The sequence below is a fragment of the Chamaesiphon sp. OTE_20_metabat_361 genome, from assembly GCF_031364565.1.
In genome coordinates this window covers 1-15,763 of sequence record NZ_JANLWO010000736.1, presented here as the reverse complement: position 1 = coordinate 15,763, position 15,763 = coordinate 1, and the positions used below count along the sequence as shown (strand labels likewise).

The window sequence follows — 15,763 nt, the reverse complement described above, 5'->3', positions numbered from 1 at the left end:
CAGGACTCTGCCAATTTAAGTTGAGAAGGATATTATTTAGTTTGAGATCGTTATGAATCAAACAACTAGGAACGATCGATCGCCCGAGATCGGCAATTGCTTGTGTCAAGCTGGGAAATCGTTGGTAAAGTCTAAAAAATTGGAGGCATTCTAATGGCATGGTGGCAAAAACTTGCGGCGTGATTCTTCCTAAGCGCTCGATAATATCGATGGCTGTGTACGAGGTATCTAGTTCGCCACTTTCGCGTAGATCTGTCTGCCCTTGCCACTCTAGCCGATTGGAGTCGGGATCTAGAAAATGCTGATAGTCTAACCGATCGAATGTTTGTGCATGAATCGTGGCAAGCAAATGACCGATCGCTTTAGGAATGGCAATCGGAAACTGACGTTCCTGAAGATAATACTGATATAGATCTATATAGTCGCGAACATATTCAACGATCAGAATTGAGTTCTCAGGATCGAAATGTAATATTCTTGGTAAGAAAGTAGAGATTTTAGCATCAAATTCGGGAAATTGTTTTACTAAGCGATCGATCCGCCAAGCCGCCCAAAATTCGCCTTCGCTCTCATTGCAATCGTCGTGAATTTCTTGCTTGACTAATAAATATCGATCGTCAGCAACCTCGATGAGAATATTTAAATTTTTAGCATTAATAACCGATATTTGACCGCTCATACTAGTAAAGTCAATACTGGTTAAGTATTCATAGATATTGTTTCGATCTAAAATAATTTTCATATCATAAATGAGATTGATTGGATTGCTAGATTGCAAATGCGACCGAATAATCGCTCTAGTTCATCCTAAAATAAACTAGAGCTTTTTAAGCAAATTGTCATAGTTTTTACTACATAGCTTGGCATCGATCCGATCTTTTGGATACTAAACGCTCTAAAGATTCAGCGTTTTTGCTGATGACATTTTAAAATAAAAATTCGTGCGTATCGAAATTGTAGATCGAGTGTATAAAAATAGTTCGGCACGAAGATGAAAATTAAGAAATAGTAAAGTGCGAGTGTTACAGATTGAAAAATCGCCTAAAATGTGCTGAGATTAAGAGTTTATCAAAAGTATTATGACTCAAATCAATCTATTCGATCGAGCAGAATTGCGTACCAAATATTTGACCAAGTTTCAACGTCAATTACTCGAAAAGCAACTCAAGATCGAAACAACTACCGAATATCGACAGCGGATCGAGATTATGTTGTTGGCGGATGAAGGCAAAACGCAGACCCAAATCTGTCGGCTGCTGAGCTGTTCGCCGCTGACTGCCAGACATTGGATCTTGATGGCGAAGTCCGGACAAGCTCACACTTGGCAAGCACAACCCATCGGCCGTCCCAAAACAGTCACGTCTGACTACTTAAACCGCCTCAAACAGCTAGTGGCGACTAGCCCTAAAGAATTGGGCTATCCCTTCTCCCGCTGGACGGGTCAGTGGTTGAGCAAGCATTTGTGTCAAGAATTTAACATCGGGGTTAGTGCCCGCCATATCAATCGGCTGATCGGCGAGATCGGTGTTGACAATCAGTCAGAGCGGGTAGAGATCGAACCACAACAGCAAGTCAGATCGCATCATTTAGTAATTGCTGACTTATACGATCGTCACACGCACCCAGAATAACCGATTGGCGGTTCCAGCAGTCTTCGTTCGACGATCGAATTTATCAAAATTTCACAGTCTCATTTAATTATTTTTCGGTAACACATGGTTCAAAATCCGCCGCTGGTATCAATTTCCATCGATAGCATCAGTCAAGCTTTGGGAGCGGAAGTCTCAAGCCGCGAGCTGGCACAGCTCCAAGCGCAGATGCAGATCGTTTCGATCGTGCCTGGAACGAATTTTTGGCAATCTAACGACGAAAGACCGGGGATTTATATCGTGCTGGCGGGTAAAGTCCGATTATTCGACCTTCAAGGTAATCGGATTGCGACATTGACTGTCGGTAAAAGCTTTGGGGCGAGTACGCTGTTTCCAGCCACAGAGCTGAGTCCCTATCTTGCCAAGGCGGCGCTAGTGGTGGGTGGTAGTGAAATACTCTTAGGATATCTCGATCGAGCTTGTGTCGAAACCTGGTGGCAGCAGTACCCCACAATCGAGCGCTATCTCCACCAGCGCGCCCTGCATCTCGAAGCGATTCTTCAGGGCGAACTCGAACCTTCAGCGCTACATGCAGCGCAACGCGGACTGCAACTTCAGACACCAGTCATTCATCGCCACCGCCCTGCCGAACCAATTGCCTCGGAGTCTCACCCGCAGCCCACGCCGCCAGCTACAACCGATCGTTTCAAAGCTGCCTATTTTCCCACCCCCAGTCAAAAGATGGGGCAATGGTGGCAAAAAGTCACTCATAATTACCCGTTTTATGCCCAACATAGTGCCGCTGATTGCAGTGCTGCCTGCGTGGTGATGGTGGGGCGGTTTTGGGGTAAAGAGTTCGATATCAATCGGTTGCGGGAGTTGGCGTATGTCAATCGGGATGGGGCATCGCTCAAAGGGTTGTCCAATGCGGTCGAAAATTTGGGGTTCAATAGTCGTCCCGTCAAAGCTAGTCTCGATCGATTGGCAAATCAAAAACTCCCCGCCATCCTCCATTGGCAGGGCAATCATTATGTGGTGGTATTTGAAATTACCCCAGACTATATTACGATCTGCGACCCGGCGATCGGTCAGCGCAAATTGACGCGGAGCGAATTTCTGCAAGATTGGACGGGTTTCTGTTTACTACTCGAACCAACCCTCGCGCTCCAAAAAGTCGAGGGGAAATCAACCGATTTTTGGCAATTATTTCAACTCGTCAGACCGCACCGCCGCATAATTACGGAGATCTTTGTTGCTTCGATCGTGTTGCAGATTTTTGGTCTGATCTCGCCCCTTTTCACTCAACTAATTCTCGATCGAGCTATCATTCACAAATCTAGTAGTAGTTTGGCTACTTTTGGAGTCGGATTACTGATTTTTGGCGCTTTTCAGATCGCGATGTCTGGCTTGCGTCAATATCTGATGGCGCAGACAGCCAACCGGATCGACGCGGCTCTAATAATTGGCTTTATTCGGCATACTTTTAGTTTGCCCTTGAGCTATTTTGATGCCCGTCACGTGGGCGATATTATTTCGCGGATTCAAGAAAATCATAAGATTCAAAGTTTTATTACTGGGCAATCTTTGGGTGTACTACTCGATCTAATGTCGGTGTTTGTGTATGCAACGCTGATGTTTATCTACAGTTGGAAGTTAGCACTAGTAACGCTGATCTCGATCCCACCATTTTTGATCCTAACTTTTGCTTCTACGCCACTGTTGAAGAAGATGTCACGCGAGATTTTCAATGCGACAAATGCTGAAAATAATTATCTGATCGAGGCGCTCAACGGCGTACGGACGATCAAGTCGATGTCCGTCGAGAAATCCGTCCGCTGGAACTGGGAAGAACGGCTAAATAAAGAAATTAAACAAACTTATCGCGGTCAGATCGTCGGCATTCAAATCCAGATGATAAGTTCGGCAATTAATACGATTAGTAGCACCGTTTTAATTTGGCTGGGAGCATCGCTAGTTATCTCTGGCGAATTCACGATCGGTCAACTATTTGCCTTCAATATGCTCTCGGCAAATGTGATTAGTCCGTTTCAGAGATTGGCGGGTTTATGGAATAATATCCAAGAAGTCGGGATTGCGATCGAGCGATTGTGCGACGTAATTGAGGCTAAACCTGAAGAAGACCGCAATTCACATCGGCAAAATCTCGATAAGCTTAAAGGCTATGTCAAATTTAAAAATGTCACGTTCAGATACAACAAGGATGCCGAACATAATATCCTGGAGAACATCAATTTTGAGATTCAACCAGGACAAACGATCGCGCTAGTCGGTCGAAGTGGTTCTGGTAAAACAACGCTCTCTAAATTGATTTTAGGGCTGTATCAACCTACGGCTGGATCGATCGAGATCGACGGCAAAGATCTGACAACTATTTCATTACATTCCTTGCGATCTCAAGTTGGGATTGTCGATCAAGATACCTTTCTATTTAGCGGTACCGTCAAAACTAATATCACCCTCGCTAAACCTGGTGCTAGCTCCGCCGAAATTCAGCGAGCAGCGGAACTAGCTGGCGCGGATGAATTCATTAAAAAGATGCCAATGGGCTACGACACCGAAATCGGTGAAGGTGGTAATATGCTCTCAGGCGGACAACGCCAGCGACTCGCGATCGCGAGAGCATTATTAAATAATCCGCGACTACTCGTATTTGATGAAGCAACTAGTAGTTTAGATACCGAATCCGAACAAATCATTCAACACAATCTCGAAAAAATTCGCCGCGATCGCAGTACGATTATTATCGCTCATCGGCTCTCTACAGTTCAAAATGCCGACCTAATTTTAGTACTTGATAAGGGCATATTGATTGAAAGTGGCAATCATCAGCAACTGATGGAAAAGCGCGGCAAATACTATCACCTAAATCAGCAACAAATTGTCACTATTCAAGGATAGTATGTCTTGAATTAAGCTACGCACACAAATTGAATAGATCGAACTCAAATATAATAAGTCATGCTGACGATCCCTAGCCAAGAATCACCACCAATTATTAAAGTACTGCTAGTAGACGATCGCCGCGTCGTTCGCGAAAAAATCAAATCAGTGCTGCAATCCTGTCCAGATATTCAGGTAGTAGGTATCGCCGCAGATGGTGATAGTGCCCTCGAACAGCTCGATAATTTAGATCCTGATACGATCTTACTCGATCTCGATATGCCGGGACTCGATGGCATTCAAACAGCAAAAATTATTTCCCAACAATATCCCCACATTCAAGTAATCATTGTTAGTAGTCTCGAAAATACTCCTGATGTTAGTACTCAACTAGCTCCTTGTGTGAAAGACTATATAATTAAAGCTGATATCGAACTAGAAATAGCTAATAAAATTCGAGCTGCTCATCAAGATCGCGATCTCACAGCCAAGAGCAAACGAGATAATGTGGTTGGATTAAATCGATTCGATCGTCAAATAGGAGAGTATTCAAGTACCGATGTAGATGGAAATCTATCTAAATTCACCAATGTCAGTCAGACTACCCTCAGTAAGCTCCATGATTGGTCGAATTCTGCCAGAGAATTAATCGATATGATGCCTTTGCCGTGGACGCGAGGATTATTATATTCGCTCCTATTATTTTTAGGAATTATCATCCCGTGGGCGTGCTTGTATCGGATGGATGAAATCGGTACCGCCAGAGGCAGATTGGAATCTAAAGGCAATACCATCAAGCGAGAAGCCGATATTGAAGGTAGTGTATCCGTCCTCAAAGTATATGTAAAAAAAGGCGATCGAGTCAAAGCCGGACAAATTATTATGGCGCTCGATGCCAAAAGTGTGCGCGAACAAATCTATCAAAATCAACTCAAACTCAATGGCTCTCAGCAACAATACGATCGCTTACTAGCAATTAAAAGTCAAGTTGGACTGGGAACGAATGCCCAGCAACAGCAAAATCAAGCCCAACTGCTCGAAAAACAAGCCTTAATCGCTCAAGCACAACAAGTTATTAGCAATCTAGAATCTAACGCTCAAACTCAAATTGCCGAGAAATTAGCGCAGTTGCGTCAAGCTCAACAAACTCTAATCGATCGCCAATCCAGCTCTAATCTCCAGAAAGCGGAAAAACTCACCCAAGTCCGTCAAGCCGAGCAAGCGATTGTCGATGCCCAAACTAACTATATCCTCGCCCAAAATCGCTTTAAAGATGCTCAAAATGAGGAAAAACGCTATCAAAAACTTTATCAAACAGGGGCGATCTCAGAAGTTAAAGCTAAATAAGTCGCAAGTTTATCCCTATAAAAAAAACAACTCTTCACCCAAGCATTAGCAAGTTTAACCCAGTCAAAACTACGCGCAACCGAACAACGAGAAAACTATCAAAAACTCTTGCAACAAAGTCGGGCAGACATCGAACAAGCCAATCTCCGACTTGCCGAACAGCAACAAATTTATCAGGGGACGATCGCGCGTACTCAGTCCGATATCGCTCAGGCAAAACTCCGATTTACCGAGCAACAACGTGGCTATCAAAGCTTAACTAAGGGTGGAAACATTGCTGTATTAAAAACCGAGCAACAGTCTAAAGAAATTCAGAGTCAAATTGCCACCCTTCAGTCTGAAATCGCCCGCGATCGCGCCCAAGGCAACTTCCTCACCCAGCAATTGCAAAAATATACAATCCACGCCAATACTGACGGCACAATTTTTGAATTACCGATCGATCGAGAGGGCGCTGTCGTCCAACCCAAGCAACTCCTGGCCGAGATTGCCGCAGATACTAGCGGACTAGTCTTCAAGGGCGAAATCCCTGCCACTGAGAGTGAATCCCTGCGGACTAGCACCATCCAAAAAGAGGTCAAACTCAAGTTTGATGAATTCCCCTTTGAAAGTTATGATGTTGTCAAAGGAAAATTGATCTGGATCGCGCCCAACTCCAAACTCAGCCAAACTCCCCAAGGCTCGCGCGTAGCTAACTATGAAATCGAAGTACAATTAGGACAAAGTTGTATCCGACACGAGCAAAAGTGTATTCCATTTAAGTCAGGTCAACCAGCAACCGCCGAAATCGTGATTCGCAACCGCCGCATTATTGACTTTCTCCTCGATCCTTTCAAAAAACTCAGTAGTGGAGATCGCTAATTTTACAGTTGCAGTTCTGACCTTTAAATATTTATTCGCGTGAGTTATTCATTTAGATCGATCTAACATTTAATTTATGACCGCCAAGACAACTACCGATTTAAATTCAAAAATTAGCGATCGAGATTTGATTTATGAAGCTAAACTCTCAGGCAAGATGCCCGAATTAATGCGCGGTATTTTTCGCAGAAAAATTATCGAACAGCAAGTTGCCAAAGCTGGCATTAGCCCGACGATCGAAGACCTTCAAACCGCCGCCGATCGCTTTCGGGTAGTCAATCAACTTGAAAGTGCCGCAGCCACCCAAAAATGGCTGGCTGAAAGGTTGTTAACGCTGGACGATTTTGAAGATTTGATTACTCAAGATCTATTATCCGATCGACTTGCCGAACACTTATTCGGCGATCGAGTCGAGCAATTATTTTACCAAAACTTACTAGACTACAGCGGTGCTGTAATCTATGAGGTAATTCTCGAAGACTACGAGCTGGCAATGGAGATTTATTACTCACTCCAAGAAGGCGATCTCAACTTTGCTGATGTGGCGCAGCAATATATCCCCCTCACCGAATTGCGACGACGCGGTGGATATGTTGGTAGAGTCGGACGCAAACAACTCCGCCCCGAAATATCCGCTGCCGTCTTTGCCACAACACCTCCTCAATTACTCAAGCCCATCGTCACCGCAGTGGGCGTGCATCTGATTCAAGTTGAAGAGATCGTCGAACCAAAATTGGACGAGCAACTCCACCAGCAAATCTTGACCGAATTATTCGATCGGTGGTTAGCAGAAATAATGGATTCTCATCCTCAGCATCAACTTCGCTAGGGCATAGGCTTGAGCCTCAATTAACTCTCCGATGCGATATTTAGCTCGCGATGATAGAGATAGATATCACAGATATCTTCAGGAACAGCCGCTGTTAATTGTTGATAACCCTCCGCCAAGTAGTGGGGAATGCTAGCTGCGGGAATTTGTTGCCCCTCACCTTGCAGATACGCACAGATCTTGTGTTCGTCCCACTTGAGACTTTGATTCATCACCACGATCAGCCGGGAGAGCGGGGGCATTCGATCGAGTGCCCGTTCGAGATAACATCTTAAAGGTGGTGACGCAGCCTCTAAATCATAGCGAATTCGATCTGCTGGTGGCACCTCAATCCGATCGATCGTGTTACCAGTAATGTCAATCAGCCAGTTTTGCCAATTAGTCGCGTAAGAATCTGCCGATAACTTAACACGAGCGAGTTCCTCAAAAATCTGTCGCCACGCGATCGCAAATAAATAATCAGCTTGAGCCTGAGACTCAACCGCATGTTGAACAACACTATGCACGATCGCCCCATAGCGACAAAACAAAGCTGTAAAAAATTTACCCTGTTCGGGATGTAACTGATGCAAACTAACTAAATCTCGATCGCTATAATCAGTTAGCTCTCTTAAGATCTCGCGATTGGCTTCGGGGAAGGTAGGGATTGACAACATCGATCGGATTGGTTGACAGTTTAACAGCGATCGGTATCGATCTACTAGCGACTAAAAAGACACATAGCTGCCAGTGTATCACCCGATCGCCAACCGATCGGACTGAGTTTTACCTCACTCCCAAACTCCACGATATATTTAGCTTACAGACTATTATTAAATTTTAAATTTATGGCAATGGAATCTAGCTCTGCACCCCAACGGCTGCGTAACTTTGCAATCGTCTCGATCGCGATCTTGCTATCCGTTGCACTTGTTTTAGGCATTCGCGCCCAAAACTTTACCGATAGTCTCGAAGGTCAAGCCAAACAATCCCAACCGATCGACATCGCCCTTAGCAATGGTAAACCGACACTAATGGAATTTTATGCTGACTGGTGTACCAGTTGTCAAGCAATGGCACCAGATCTCGCCGCGATCAAATCCCAATTTGGCGATCGCATCAATTTCTCCATGCTCAACGTCGATAATACCAAATGGCTCCCCGAAGTCACCAAATACCGCGTCGATGGAATTCCCCACTTTGTCTTCTTCGATAACAAAGGCACCGTCCTCGCCCAAGCCATCGGCGAACAGCCCCGCCAAATATTAACATCAAAACTTACCGACCTCATCGCCGGAACCGCCCTCACCGACACCACCACAGCCGGAGAAGTCTCCAAATTCACACCCAAAGTAGTCCCCAGCGGCAGTAATGAAGATCCCCGCGCACATGGAGCATAGGAATTAGGCTTTAGGAATTAGGCTTTAGGCTTTAGGAAATAAAATCCCCTCCTCGGAGCGAAAAGTGCGGTCTTGGGGTTTCCCCAAGTAGAGCACCTTTTCAAGACAGGGGTGCCCGACAGGGCGGGGTGGGTAGATCTCCGCATCTCACTAACTCCCCCAGTCCCCCAGTCTCGCCAGTCCCCCCGTCCCCCCGTCCCCACACCCCCACCCGTGCCCCAAATCATCATCATCGGCGGCGGTGCCGCTGGCTTCTTCGCCGCCATCACCTGCGCCCAAACCCATCCCGATACCCGCGTCACCCTCCTCGAAGCTGGAAAATACCCCCTCGCCAAAGTCAAAATCTCCGGCGGTGGGCGCTGTAACGTCACCCACGCCTGCTTCGAGCCTACTCAACTAGTCCAGTACTATCCGCGCGGGCACAAAGCCCTGCGGGGTGCTTTTACCCGCTTCCAGCCCCAAGATACCGTAGCTTGGTATGCCGATCGCGGCGTCAAGCTCAAAACCGAAGCCGATGGGCGGATGTTTCCGACTACCGACGACTCAGACACGATCGTCCGGTGCCTGATGGACGCAGCAGCAGCCGCTGGCGTCAAAATCTGGACTGGTGAAGCCGTCGCCGAGATCGCCCCTCAGCAGCCCGCTGGGTGGCATGTCAGCCTCAAATCTGGGCAGGTACTTACAGCCGATCGCGTATTGCTAGCCACCGGGAGCAATCCTAGCGCTCATAAGTGGGCGCAACAATTGGGACATCCACTTGCTACACCAGTACCATCCCTATTTACCTTCAATATCCCCGATCCGCGCCTGACAAACCTAGCTGGTGTCAGCGTCAAATCTGCCACCGTCAAACTCGCTACCACAGGTAAAAATGCTTTAACTCAAACAGGTGCATTATTGATTACCCATTGGGGTGTCAGCGGCCCCGCAGTGCTAAAGTTATCATCCTGGGGCGCGAGATTGCTAGCAGAAGCTCGCTACAAAACTACCTTGATCGTCGATTGGTTGCCAGAATACCGCCCCGATAAATTGCGCGAACTCATCCTCGCCGTCAAGTCTCAATTACCCCAAAAAACCATTCAAAATAGCTGCCCCGTGCCGATTCCTCATCGCTTATGGGAATCGCTGACGAGTCACATCGGCATTCAAGCGAGCGACAGGTGGGCAGGATTGGCAAATAAAACACTCGACAGGTTGATTCAAGAACTCAATCGCGGTGAATATCAGATTACAGGCAAGGGTGTCTTTAAGGAAGAATTCGTTACCTGTGGCGGTGTCGATCTCAAGTCAGTGAATTTTCAAACGATGGAAAGTAAGATTTGTCCGGGGCTGTATTTTGCGGGAGAAATTCTGGATATCGATGGCGTGACGGGTGGCTTCAATTTTCAGAGTGCTTGGACTACGGGATATTTGGCGGGGATGGCGATGGGGGAGGGGTAAGAGGTAATGGGTAAAAGGTAAGAGGTAAGAGGTAATGGATTTCTGATTGCGATCGAGTGACTGAATTGCTACTATAGAGAGACAGATTGCTAGCAAACTATATGTCACAGCGGCTCAAGCGTTGGGAATCCCCCCGTAAAGAAGGGAGAAATGATAAGGGTAAAGGTGGTTCGGCACGTCAACGCCAGCTCAAAAAACGGACTCAAATGCTCCGGCAAAAACTCAAAGACCAAAGCAACGGCGACGGCAACAGCCAAGGTCAAAATAAGAAAGGAGAGAATCATGATTCTCTCCTTTTTTTATTGGTATCTAATTCGATCGTCAATCAATAACTTCCATCCAGAGTAGGTTATTTGCCGCGACCCAAAAACGCACTATCCACTATTCACCATCCACTAAAAAACCAGTAACTTTGTTTTAATCCAAGATCTAAGGCTATTTGCCCCAAAATTTGCTAAGATAAAAAGGTTGTCTAAAAATTCGCACATTCAGGGATTCGGGTGTTTCACAATGAAATACAGCCTGGATGGAGGATAAACCCGATTAGGAGTAAAGAATCTTATGCCAGTAGTAACCTTGGCGCAAATGATGGAGTCTGGCGTTCACTTTGGACACCAAACCAGACGGTGGAACCCCAAAATGGCTCCCTTCATCTTCACTGCGCGCAACGGCGTACATATCATCGACTTGGTGCAAACCGCCCAGTTGATGGAAGAAGCTTATGTTTACATGCGGACAGCCGCCGAACAAGGCAAACGGTTTCTATTTGTCGGTACCAAACGTCAAGCAGCAGGCATCATCGCTCAAGAAGCGAGTCGGTGTGGTGCAGCCTACATCAACCAACGGTGGTTGGGGGGAATGCTCACCAACTGGACGACGATCAAAACTCGCGTCGAACGCTTGAAGGATCTCGAACGTCGCGAAAACAGCGGCGCGTTGGATCTGTTACCCAAGAAAGAAGCCTCCGTCCTGCGACGGGAAATGGCTAAACTCCAGAAATATCTGGGTGGGATCAAGAATATGCGAAAAGTACCCGATATCGTCATTGTCGTCGATCAACGACGGGAATATAACGCGATGTTGGAATGCCAAAAGCTGAATATTCCGATCGTATCACTGTTGGATACCAACTGCGACCCCGACTTGGTTGATGTAGCTATCCCCGCCAATGACGATGCAATTCGCTCCGTCAAACTCATCCTCGGTAAACTTGCCGATGCGATCTATGAAGGTCGTCACGGTCAACTCGAAGGTGCCGATGTCGATCCTTACGACGGCTATGAAGACGTAGAAGACGACTTCGAGGAAGAAGGCGAATTTGCGGAAGTTGCTAGCGAGGAAGGCGGCGAAGGCTAGAATTAGGTATTGGGTGTCAAAGATTTTTGTACTCATCACTTAATTAAGTGGTATTGGGGTAAAGGGAGCAGTTGGGCTATCGCTTACCGACCAAAGGTTTAAGGGCAAAAAAGAGTAAATACTTTTATTTACCCTTTACCCTTTACCCCTTGTCTCGATCTGCGAGCGCGAATCGCTACCCTTTACCCTGCTACATATCTACCCACAACCATCTCGAATACAGATAAAGAAAAATGGCTGAAATAACTGCAAAGATGGTGCAAGAGCTGCGGAAAAAAACCGACGCACCAATGATGGAATGCAAGAAAGCACTCACTGAAACCAGTGGCGATCTCGAAGCAGCAGCAGACTGGTTGCGGAAATCCGGCGCAATTAAAGCTGATAAAAAAAGCGATCGAATTACGGCTGAAGGCTTGGTAGAAAATTTTACTCAAGCTGATGGTAAAGCTGGCGTACTAATCGAACTCAACTGTCAGACTGACTTCGTAGCGCGGAATGATGATTTCAAAGCTTTAGCACAGAGCTTGAGCAAACAGGCGATTAGCGCAGATAGCGTTGAAGCACTAATGGCTCAACCTTATGCTGCCGATGCCAGTATTACTGTAGATGCCGCTCTCAAACTGGCAATTGCTAGAATTGGGGAAAATCTGAATGTGCGCCGCTTGGCTAACTATCAAATTGCAGCGGGGACCGAAGGTGCTGTCGATTGCTACATCCACACTGGCGGACGCGTTGGTGTCTTGATCGAACTCGACTGTGCATCTGCAAAAGTTGCCGAGAGCGACGATTTCAAAGCTTTAGCACGGAACTTGGCAATGCAAGTTGCGGCTTGTCCCAACGTTGAGTATATCAATGTCGGTGAAATTCCTGAAGCGATCGCGAGCAAGGAAAAAGAAATTGAAATGGGACGCGATGATATTGCCAATAAACCCGACAACATCAAAGAAAAGATCGTCCAAGGACGCATCGACAAGCGACTCAAAGAAATGACCTTATTAGATCAACCCTACATTAAGGATCAGAATATTTCTGTCACTGAGTTAATCGGACAAACGGCTAAACAGTTAGGTGAAGGTATTACCGTTAGTCGGTTCACACGCTTTATTCTCGGTGAAGGGATCGAGAAAGTAGAATCTGATTTCGCTGCTGAAGTTGCCGCTCAAATGGGCAAAATGTAATTTCAAGTAAAGTAAATAATTGGGATAGGTCTAGATTTAGACCTATCTTTTTTAGTTGGAACAGATCTCCGACTTCTTCAAGAAGTCGGGTATCTATTAGTCTATTAGTAGCGCTCTAAAGATCTTAACTTGACATACTACAGACAGATATTTCGTAGGGTGGGCACTGCCCACCATCTATGTTTCAGGCAGAATCTATTTTATAAATAATTGTACCTACCTACTTACTATAGATAGCGATTAAATTAATAGTTCAGATAGTTGTTTTAAATCATAATCGATATTATTAAAAACAGGAATATCCGTAAATTCAGACAATTCGCGCAAAAATAGTGGCGAACTCGAACAGACACCAGAAATCGCATCAGGAACTAGCCCAAATTCATGCTTGAGGATATTCAATCCGCCAATCGCTCCAAAAGTATCGGGAGCGGCAAAGATGAGCTTGTGAATCCGCGATCGCACGTCTGGAGACTTGAGTAATAATGCTGTTTCTCGCTGGAGAATTCCATCAGCTAATTCAACACACCAATAATTTTTAGGATTATTAGCATATTTGAGATCTAAATCATTGAAGATTTTGACTACTTCCTTCTCTGCTAATAGATAAGTAGATGGATAGCCAAAATGGGTAAAATCATTGACGATCGAGGCTCCCGCATCCTGCATGTGTAAAATATCTTTGAGGCTAGCGGTACCAGTCACTTTCGAGGCACGCACGTCATATCCCATCGTCGTCAATGCCCAACAACAAGCCGTAGCACTAGTACTCTTACCAGAGTTCATACTAGTACCAATAAATAAGATTAGCTTCGATCGATCTTCTTTCTTTTCGGTTTTCTTAGGGCTAATTAATGAATAGTTACGCGTATTTACGACTTCACCATTAGAGTCGCAGATATAACCCAGAATTTTAACTTGAGTAGGTTCTTTAACTGATGAATTTTTGACTTGAACCTGACCGATAATACCCGATCGAGCTAACAAATCGACTTTGGGTTCCATCGATTGGGGAATCGTGCCCTCATAAAAATCCGGCGCATAGCGATTGCCAAATACAAAGATCGCCGTCGAACCTTCATTAAGGCGATGAATTCTCCCTGACTTATTTTCAAGTTCGGTATGTTGACCGAGGCGGGTGATTTTGCCATAGACGACATCACCATTTTCTGGTCGCTTATCCGAAAAATTATAATGTTTGATTTGCTTTCGACTAATCGTATACGCAGCACTTGGGAGAATATACCAGTCAGGAATCTTGTGCATTCGATCGAGCAAAAACGACTGGCACTATCTTCTCGCAATCGCATCGATCGATGGTGTGATGTTTTACGCAATCGAGGATACTTTTGACGATCGACTATCGATCTTGAGATCCAGGCGATGCAATCGTTCAATCGCGCTCGACAAAACAATAAGCGATCGAATGATGTCAACTCGCGCTAGGATTTTCCTAAATGCTAGACTCAAACATGCCCGACACCATCCAGCCAATCGATATCATTATCCTCTCCAATGGCCCTGGCGAGGTCACAACCTGGGTACGTCCGGTAGTGCGAGCATTGCGCGCGGAATTGGTTGCAGACATAGCCAGAGTCAGGATTTCGGCAATCTTGTCCCCATGTCCGAATGCTAGTGGTAAAGAAGTCCAAATTTTGGCAAGTTATCCAGAGATCGATCGAGTCCAGGGTGCCGAACACTTTACCAATTTTTTAGTGTGGGGTAAAACTGCCAATGGTTGGGATTGGCGGAGCAAAGGGATCATTATCTTTCTTGGTGGCGATCAGTTTTTCCCGGTGGTAATTGGCCAACGATTGGGGTATCAAACCGTCGTCTATGCCGAATGGGACGCCCGCTGGCATAATTTAATCGATCGATTTGCGGTGATGAATGCGGAAGTGATGGCTAAAGTCCAGCCGCAATATCTCGATCGATTTACGATCGTGGGTGACTTAATGGTTGAGAGTCAAAACGCGATCGATCCCGAACCAAATCCTGCCGCCAACGCGGATATTCTCATTGGATTATTACCGGGTTCTAAGTCCGCAAAATTAGGGATGGGCTTGCCATTGATGCTCGCGATCGCCGAATATATTCAAGCGACTAATCCCCGTGTCAAATTTGCCATTCCGGTCGCGCCGACGCTCGATCTGGCTACCCTAGCCAGCTATGCCGATCCTACCAAGAATCCGGTCATTGCCCTCGTCAATGGTGCAACTGCAACTTTAGAACATGATGGCAACCAGCCATATCTCAAAACTAGTAAGGGATTGACAGTTTCACTCCACACTGAATTTCCCGCCCACGATTTACTCTCCCAGTGTACGCTGTGTCTGACGACGATCGGGGCAAATACGGCTGAATTAGGCGCGTTAGGGGTGCCGATGATAGTTTTGATTGCGACGCAACAAATAGACGCCATGCGCGCCTGGGATGGGGCGTTAGGGATCTTGGTTAATTTACCTGTAGTCGGTACGCCGATCGCCAAAATTATCAATTCAATTTTGTACTATAAGTTTCGCGATCGCAAGTTATCATGGCCGAATATTTGGGCGCAGCAACGCGAGATCGTGCCGGAATTATTGGGTCGTCTGGATGCAAAAACCGTTGCTAATTTTACGCTCGATTATCTCGAACATCCTGAAAAGTTAGCCGAGATGAAGGCAGAGTTACGGCAGGTGCGTGGGGCGGCGGGGGCTGCTGATAAATTAGCTGCGGTCGTTGCTGGTCTGGTAGAGTAACGCTAGTCTCTTCTAGAAAGCTTAATCTGGAATTTGCTCAGCGCAAGAATCTTTAGGTCGGGTAGAGCCAAAAAGCACCAGCCAAACTATAAACATCGTTCCGGACATCTATAAATTTGACTGGTGCTTTGAGTTAAGTATC

14 protein-coding genes and 1 pseudogene are annotated in these 15,763 nt (G+C 46.0%); 12 read left to right on the top strand and 3 right to left on the bottom strand.

The genetic code is table 11. The features are described from left to right. Positions 1 to 742 (bottom strand): annotated as a pseudogene (locus RMO35_RS20990) (aminoglycoside phosphotransferase family protein); the annotation flags it as partial. Positions 743 to 1,079: 337 nt separating this feature from the next. On the opposite strand from RMO35_RS20990, the gene RMO35_RS20985 reads away from it, so the two are divergent. From RMO35_RS20985 to RMO35_RS20965, 5 genes are all read left to right on the top strand, one after another. Further along, positions 1,080 to 1,631 carry a helix-turn-helix domain-containing protein gene (locus tag RMO35_RS20985; RefSeq protein ID WP_309743909.1) on the top strand — a complete coding sequence of 184 codons (552 nt, stop codon included), beginning with the start codon at positions 1,080 to 1,082 and terminating at the stop codon, positions 1,629 to 1,631. A gap of 84 nt (positions 1,632 to 1,715) precedes the next feature. Next, complete coding sequence (locus RMO35_RS20980) at positions 1,716 to 4,508, top strand: peptidase domain-containing ABC transporter (RefSeq protein ID WP_309743907.1); 2,793 nt, start codon at positions 1,716 to 1,718, stop codon at positions 4,506 to 4,508. A 60-nt stretch (positions 4,509 to 4,568) separates the two neighbouring features. Next, the gene (locus tag RMO35_RS20975; protein ID WP_309743905.1) at positions 4,569 to 5,837 is read left to right on the top strand and encodes a response regulator; all 1,269 of its coding nucleotides are present in this window, start codon (positions 4,569 to 4,571) and stop codon (positions 5,835 to 5,837) included. A 108-nt stretch (positions 5,838 to 5,945) separates the two neighbouring features. Further along, a complete protein-coding gene (locus RMO35_RS20970) occupies positions 5,946 to 6,698 on the top strand; it encodes an HlyD family efflux transporter periplasmic adaptor subunit (RefSeq protein WP_309743903.1) in 753 nt (250 codons plus the stop codon). A 76-nt stretch (positions 6,699 to 6,774) separates the two neighbouring features. Continuing rightward, on the top strand, positions 6,775 to 7,527 hold the full coding sequence (locus RMO35_RS20965) for a peptidylprolyl isomerase (RefSeq protein WP_309743901.1): 753 nt from the start codon (positions 6,775 to 6,777) through the stop codon (positions 7,525 to 7,527). Between the two features lie 20 nt (positions 7,528 to 7,547). Here the strand turns inward: RMO35_RS20965 and RMO35_RS20960 are convergent, their stop codons facing one another. Continuing rightward, positions 7,548 to 8,183 (bottom strand): sigma-70 family RNA polymerase sigma factor, encoded by a 636-nt coding sequence (locus tag RMO35_RS20960; RefSeq protein WP_309743895.1) that lies wholly within the window; start codon positions 8,181 to 8,183, stop codon positions 7,548 to 7,550. On the opposite strand from RMO35_RS20960, the gene RMO35_RS20955 reads away from it, so the two are divergent. The 6 genes from RMO35_RS20955 (at position 8,174) to tsf (ending at position 12,880) form a co-directional block, all read left to right on the top strand. Then, on the top strand, positions 8,174 to 8,350 hold the full coding sequence (locus RMO35_RS20955) for a hypothetical protein (protein ID WP_309743894.1): 177 nt from the start codon (positions 8,174 to 8,176) through the stop codon (positions 8,348 to 8,350). The genes RMO35_RS20960 and RMO35_RS20955 overlap by 10 nt on opposite strands. Positions 8,351 to 8,354: 4 nt before the next feature. Beyond that, the gene (locus tag RMO35_RS20950) at positions 8,355 to 8,906 is read left to right on the top strand and encodes a thioredoxin family protein (protein WP_309743892.1); all 552 of its coding nucleotides are present in this window, start codon (positions 8,355 to 8,357) and stop codon (positions 8,904 to 8,906) included. A 213-nt stretch (positions 8,907 to 9,119) separates the two neighbouring features. Continuing rightward, the gene (locus RMO35_RS20945; RefSeq protein WP_309743890.1) at positions 9,120 to 10,346 is read left to right on the top strand and encodes an NAD(P)/FAD-dependent oxidoreductase; all 1,227 of its coding nucleotides are present in this window, start codon (positions 9,120 to 9,122) and stop codon (positions 10,344 to 10,346) included. A gap of 101 nt (positions 10,347 to 10,447) precedes the next feature. Then, the gene (locus RMO35_RS20940) at positions 10,448 to 10,678 is read left to right on the top strand and encodes a hypothetical protein (protein ID WP_396135707.1); all 231 of its coding nucleotides are present in this window, start codon (positions 10,448 to 10,450) and stop codon (positions 10,676 to 10,678) included. A gap of 229 nt (positions 10,679 to 10,907) precedes the next feature. Further along, entirely contained in the window at positions 10,908 to 11,702 is a 795-nt protein-coding gene (rpsB, locus tag RMO35_RS20935; protein ID WP_309743888.1) for a 30S ribosomal protein S2, read from the top strand. A 233-nt stretch (positions 11,703 to 11,935) separates the two neighbouring features. Beyond that, positions 11,936 to 12,880 (top strand): translation elongation factor Ts, encoded by a 945-nt coding sequence (tsf, locus tag RMO35_RS20930; RefSeq protein ID WP_309743887.1) that lies wholly within the window; start codon positions 11,936 to 11,938, stop codon positions 12,878 to 12,880. A 240-nt stretch (positions 12,881 to 13,120) separates the two neighbouring features. Here the strand turns inward: tsf and RMO35_RS20925 are convergent, their stop codons facing one another. Beyond that, a complete protein-coding gene (locus tag RMO35_RS20925; protein ID WP_309743883.1) occupies positions 13,121 to 14,146 on the bottom strand; it encodes a hypothetical protein in 1,026 nt (341 codons plus the stop codon). A gap of 191 nt (positions 14,147 to 14,337) precedes the next feature. On the opposite strand from RMO35_RS20925, the gene RMO35_RS20920 reads away from it, so the two are divergent. Next, the gene (locus RMO35_RS20920) at positions 14,338 to 15,621 is read left to right on the top strand and encodes a lipid-A-disaccharide synthase (protein WP_309743880.1); all 1,284 of its coding nucleotides are present in this window, start codon (positions 14,338 to 14,340) and stop codon (positions 15,619 to 15,621) included. The last annotated feature ends 142 nt before the right edge of the window (positions 15,622 to 15,763 follow it).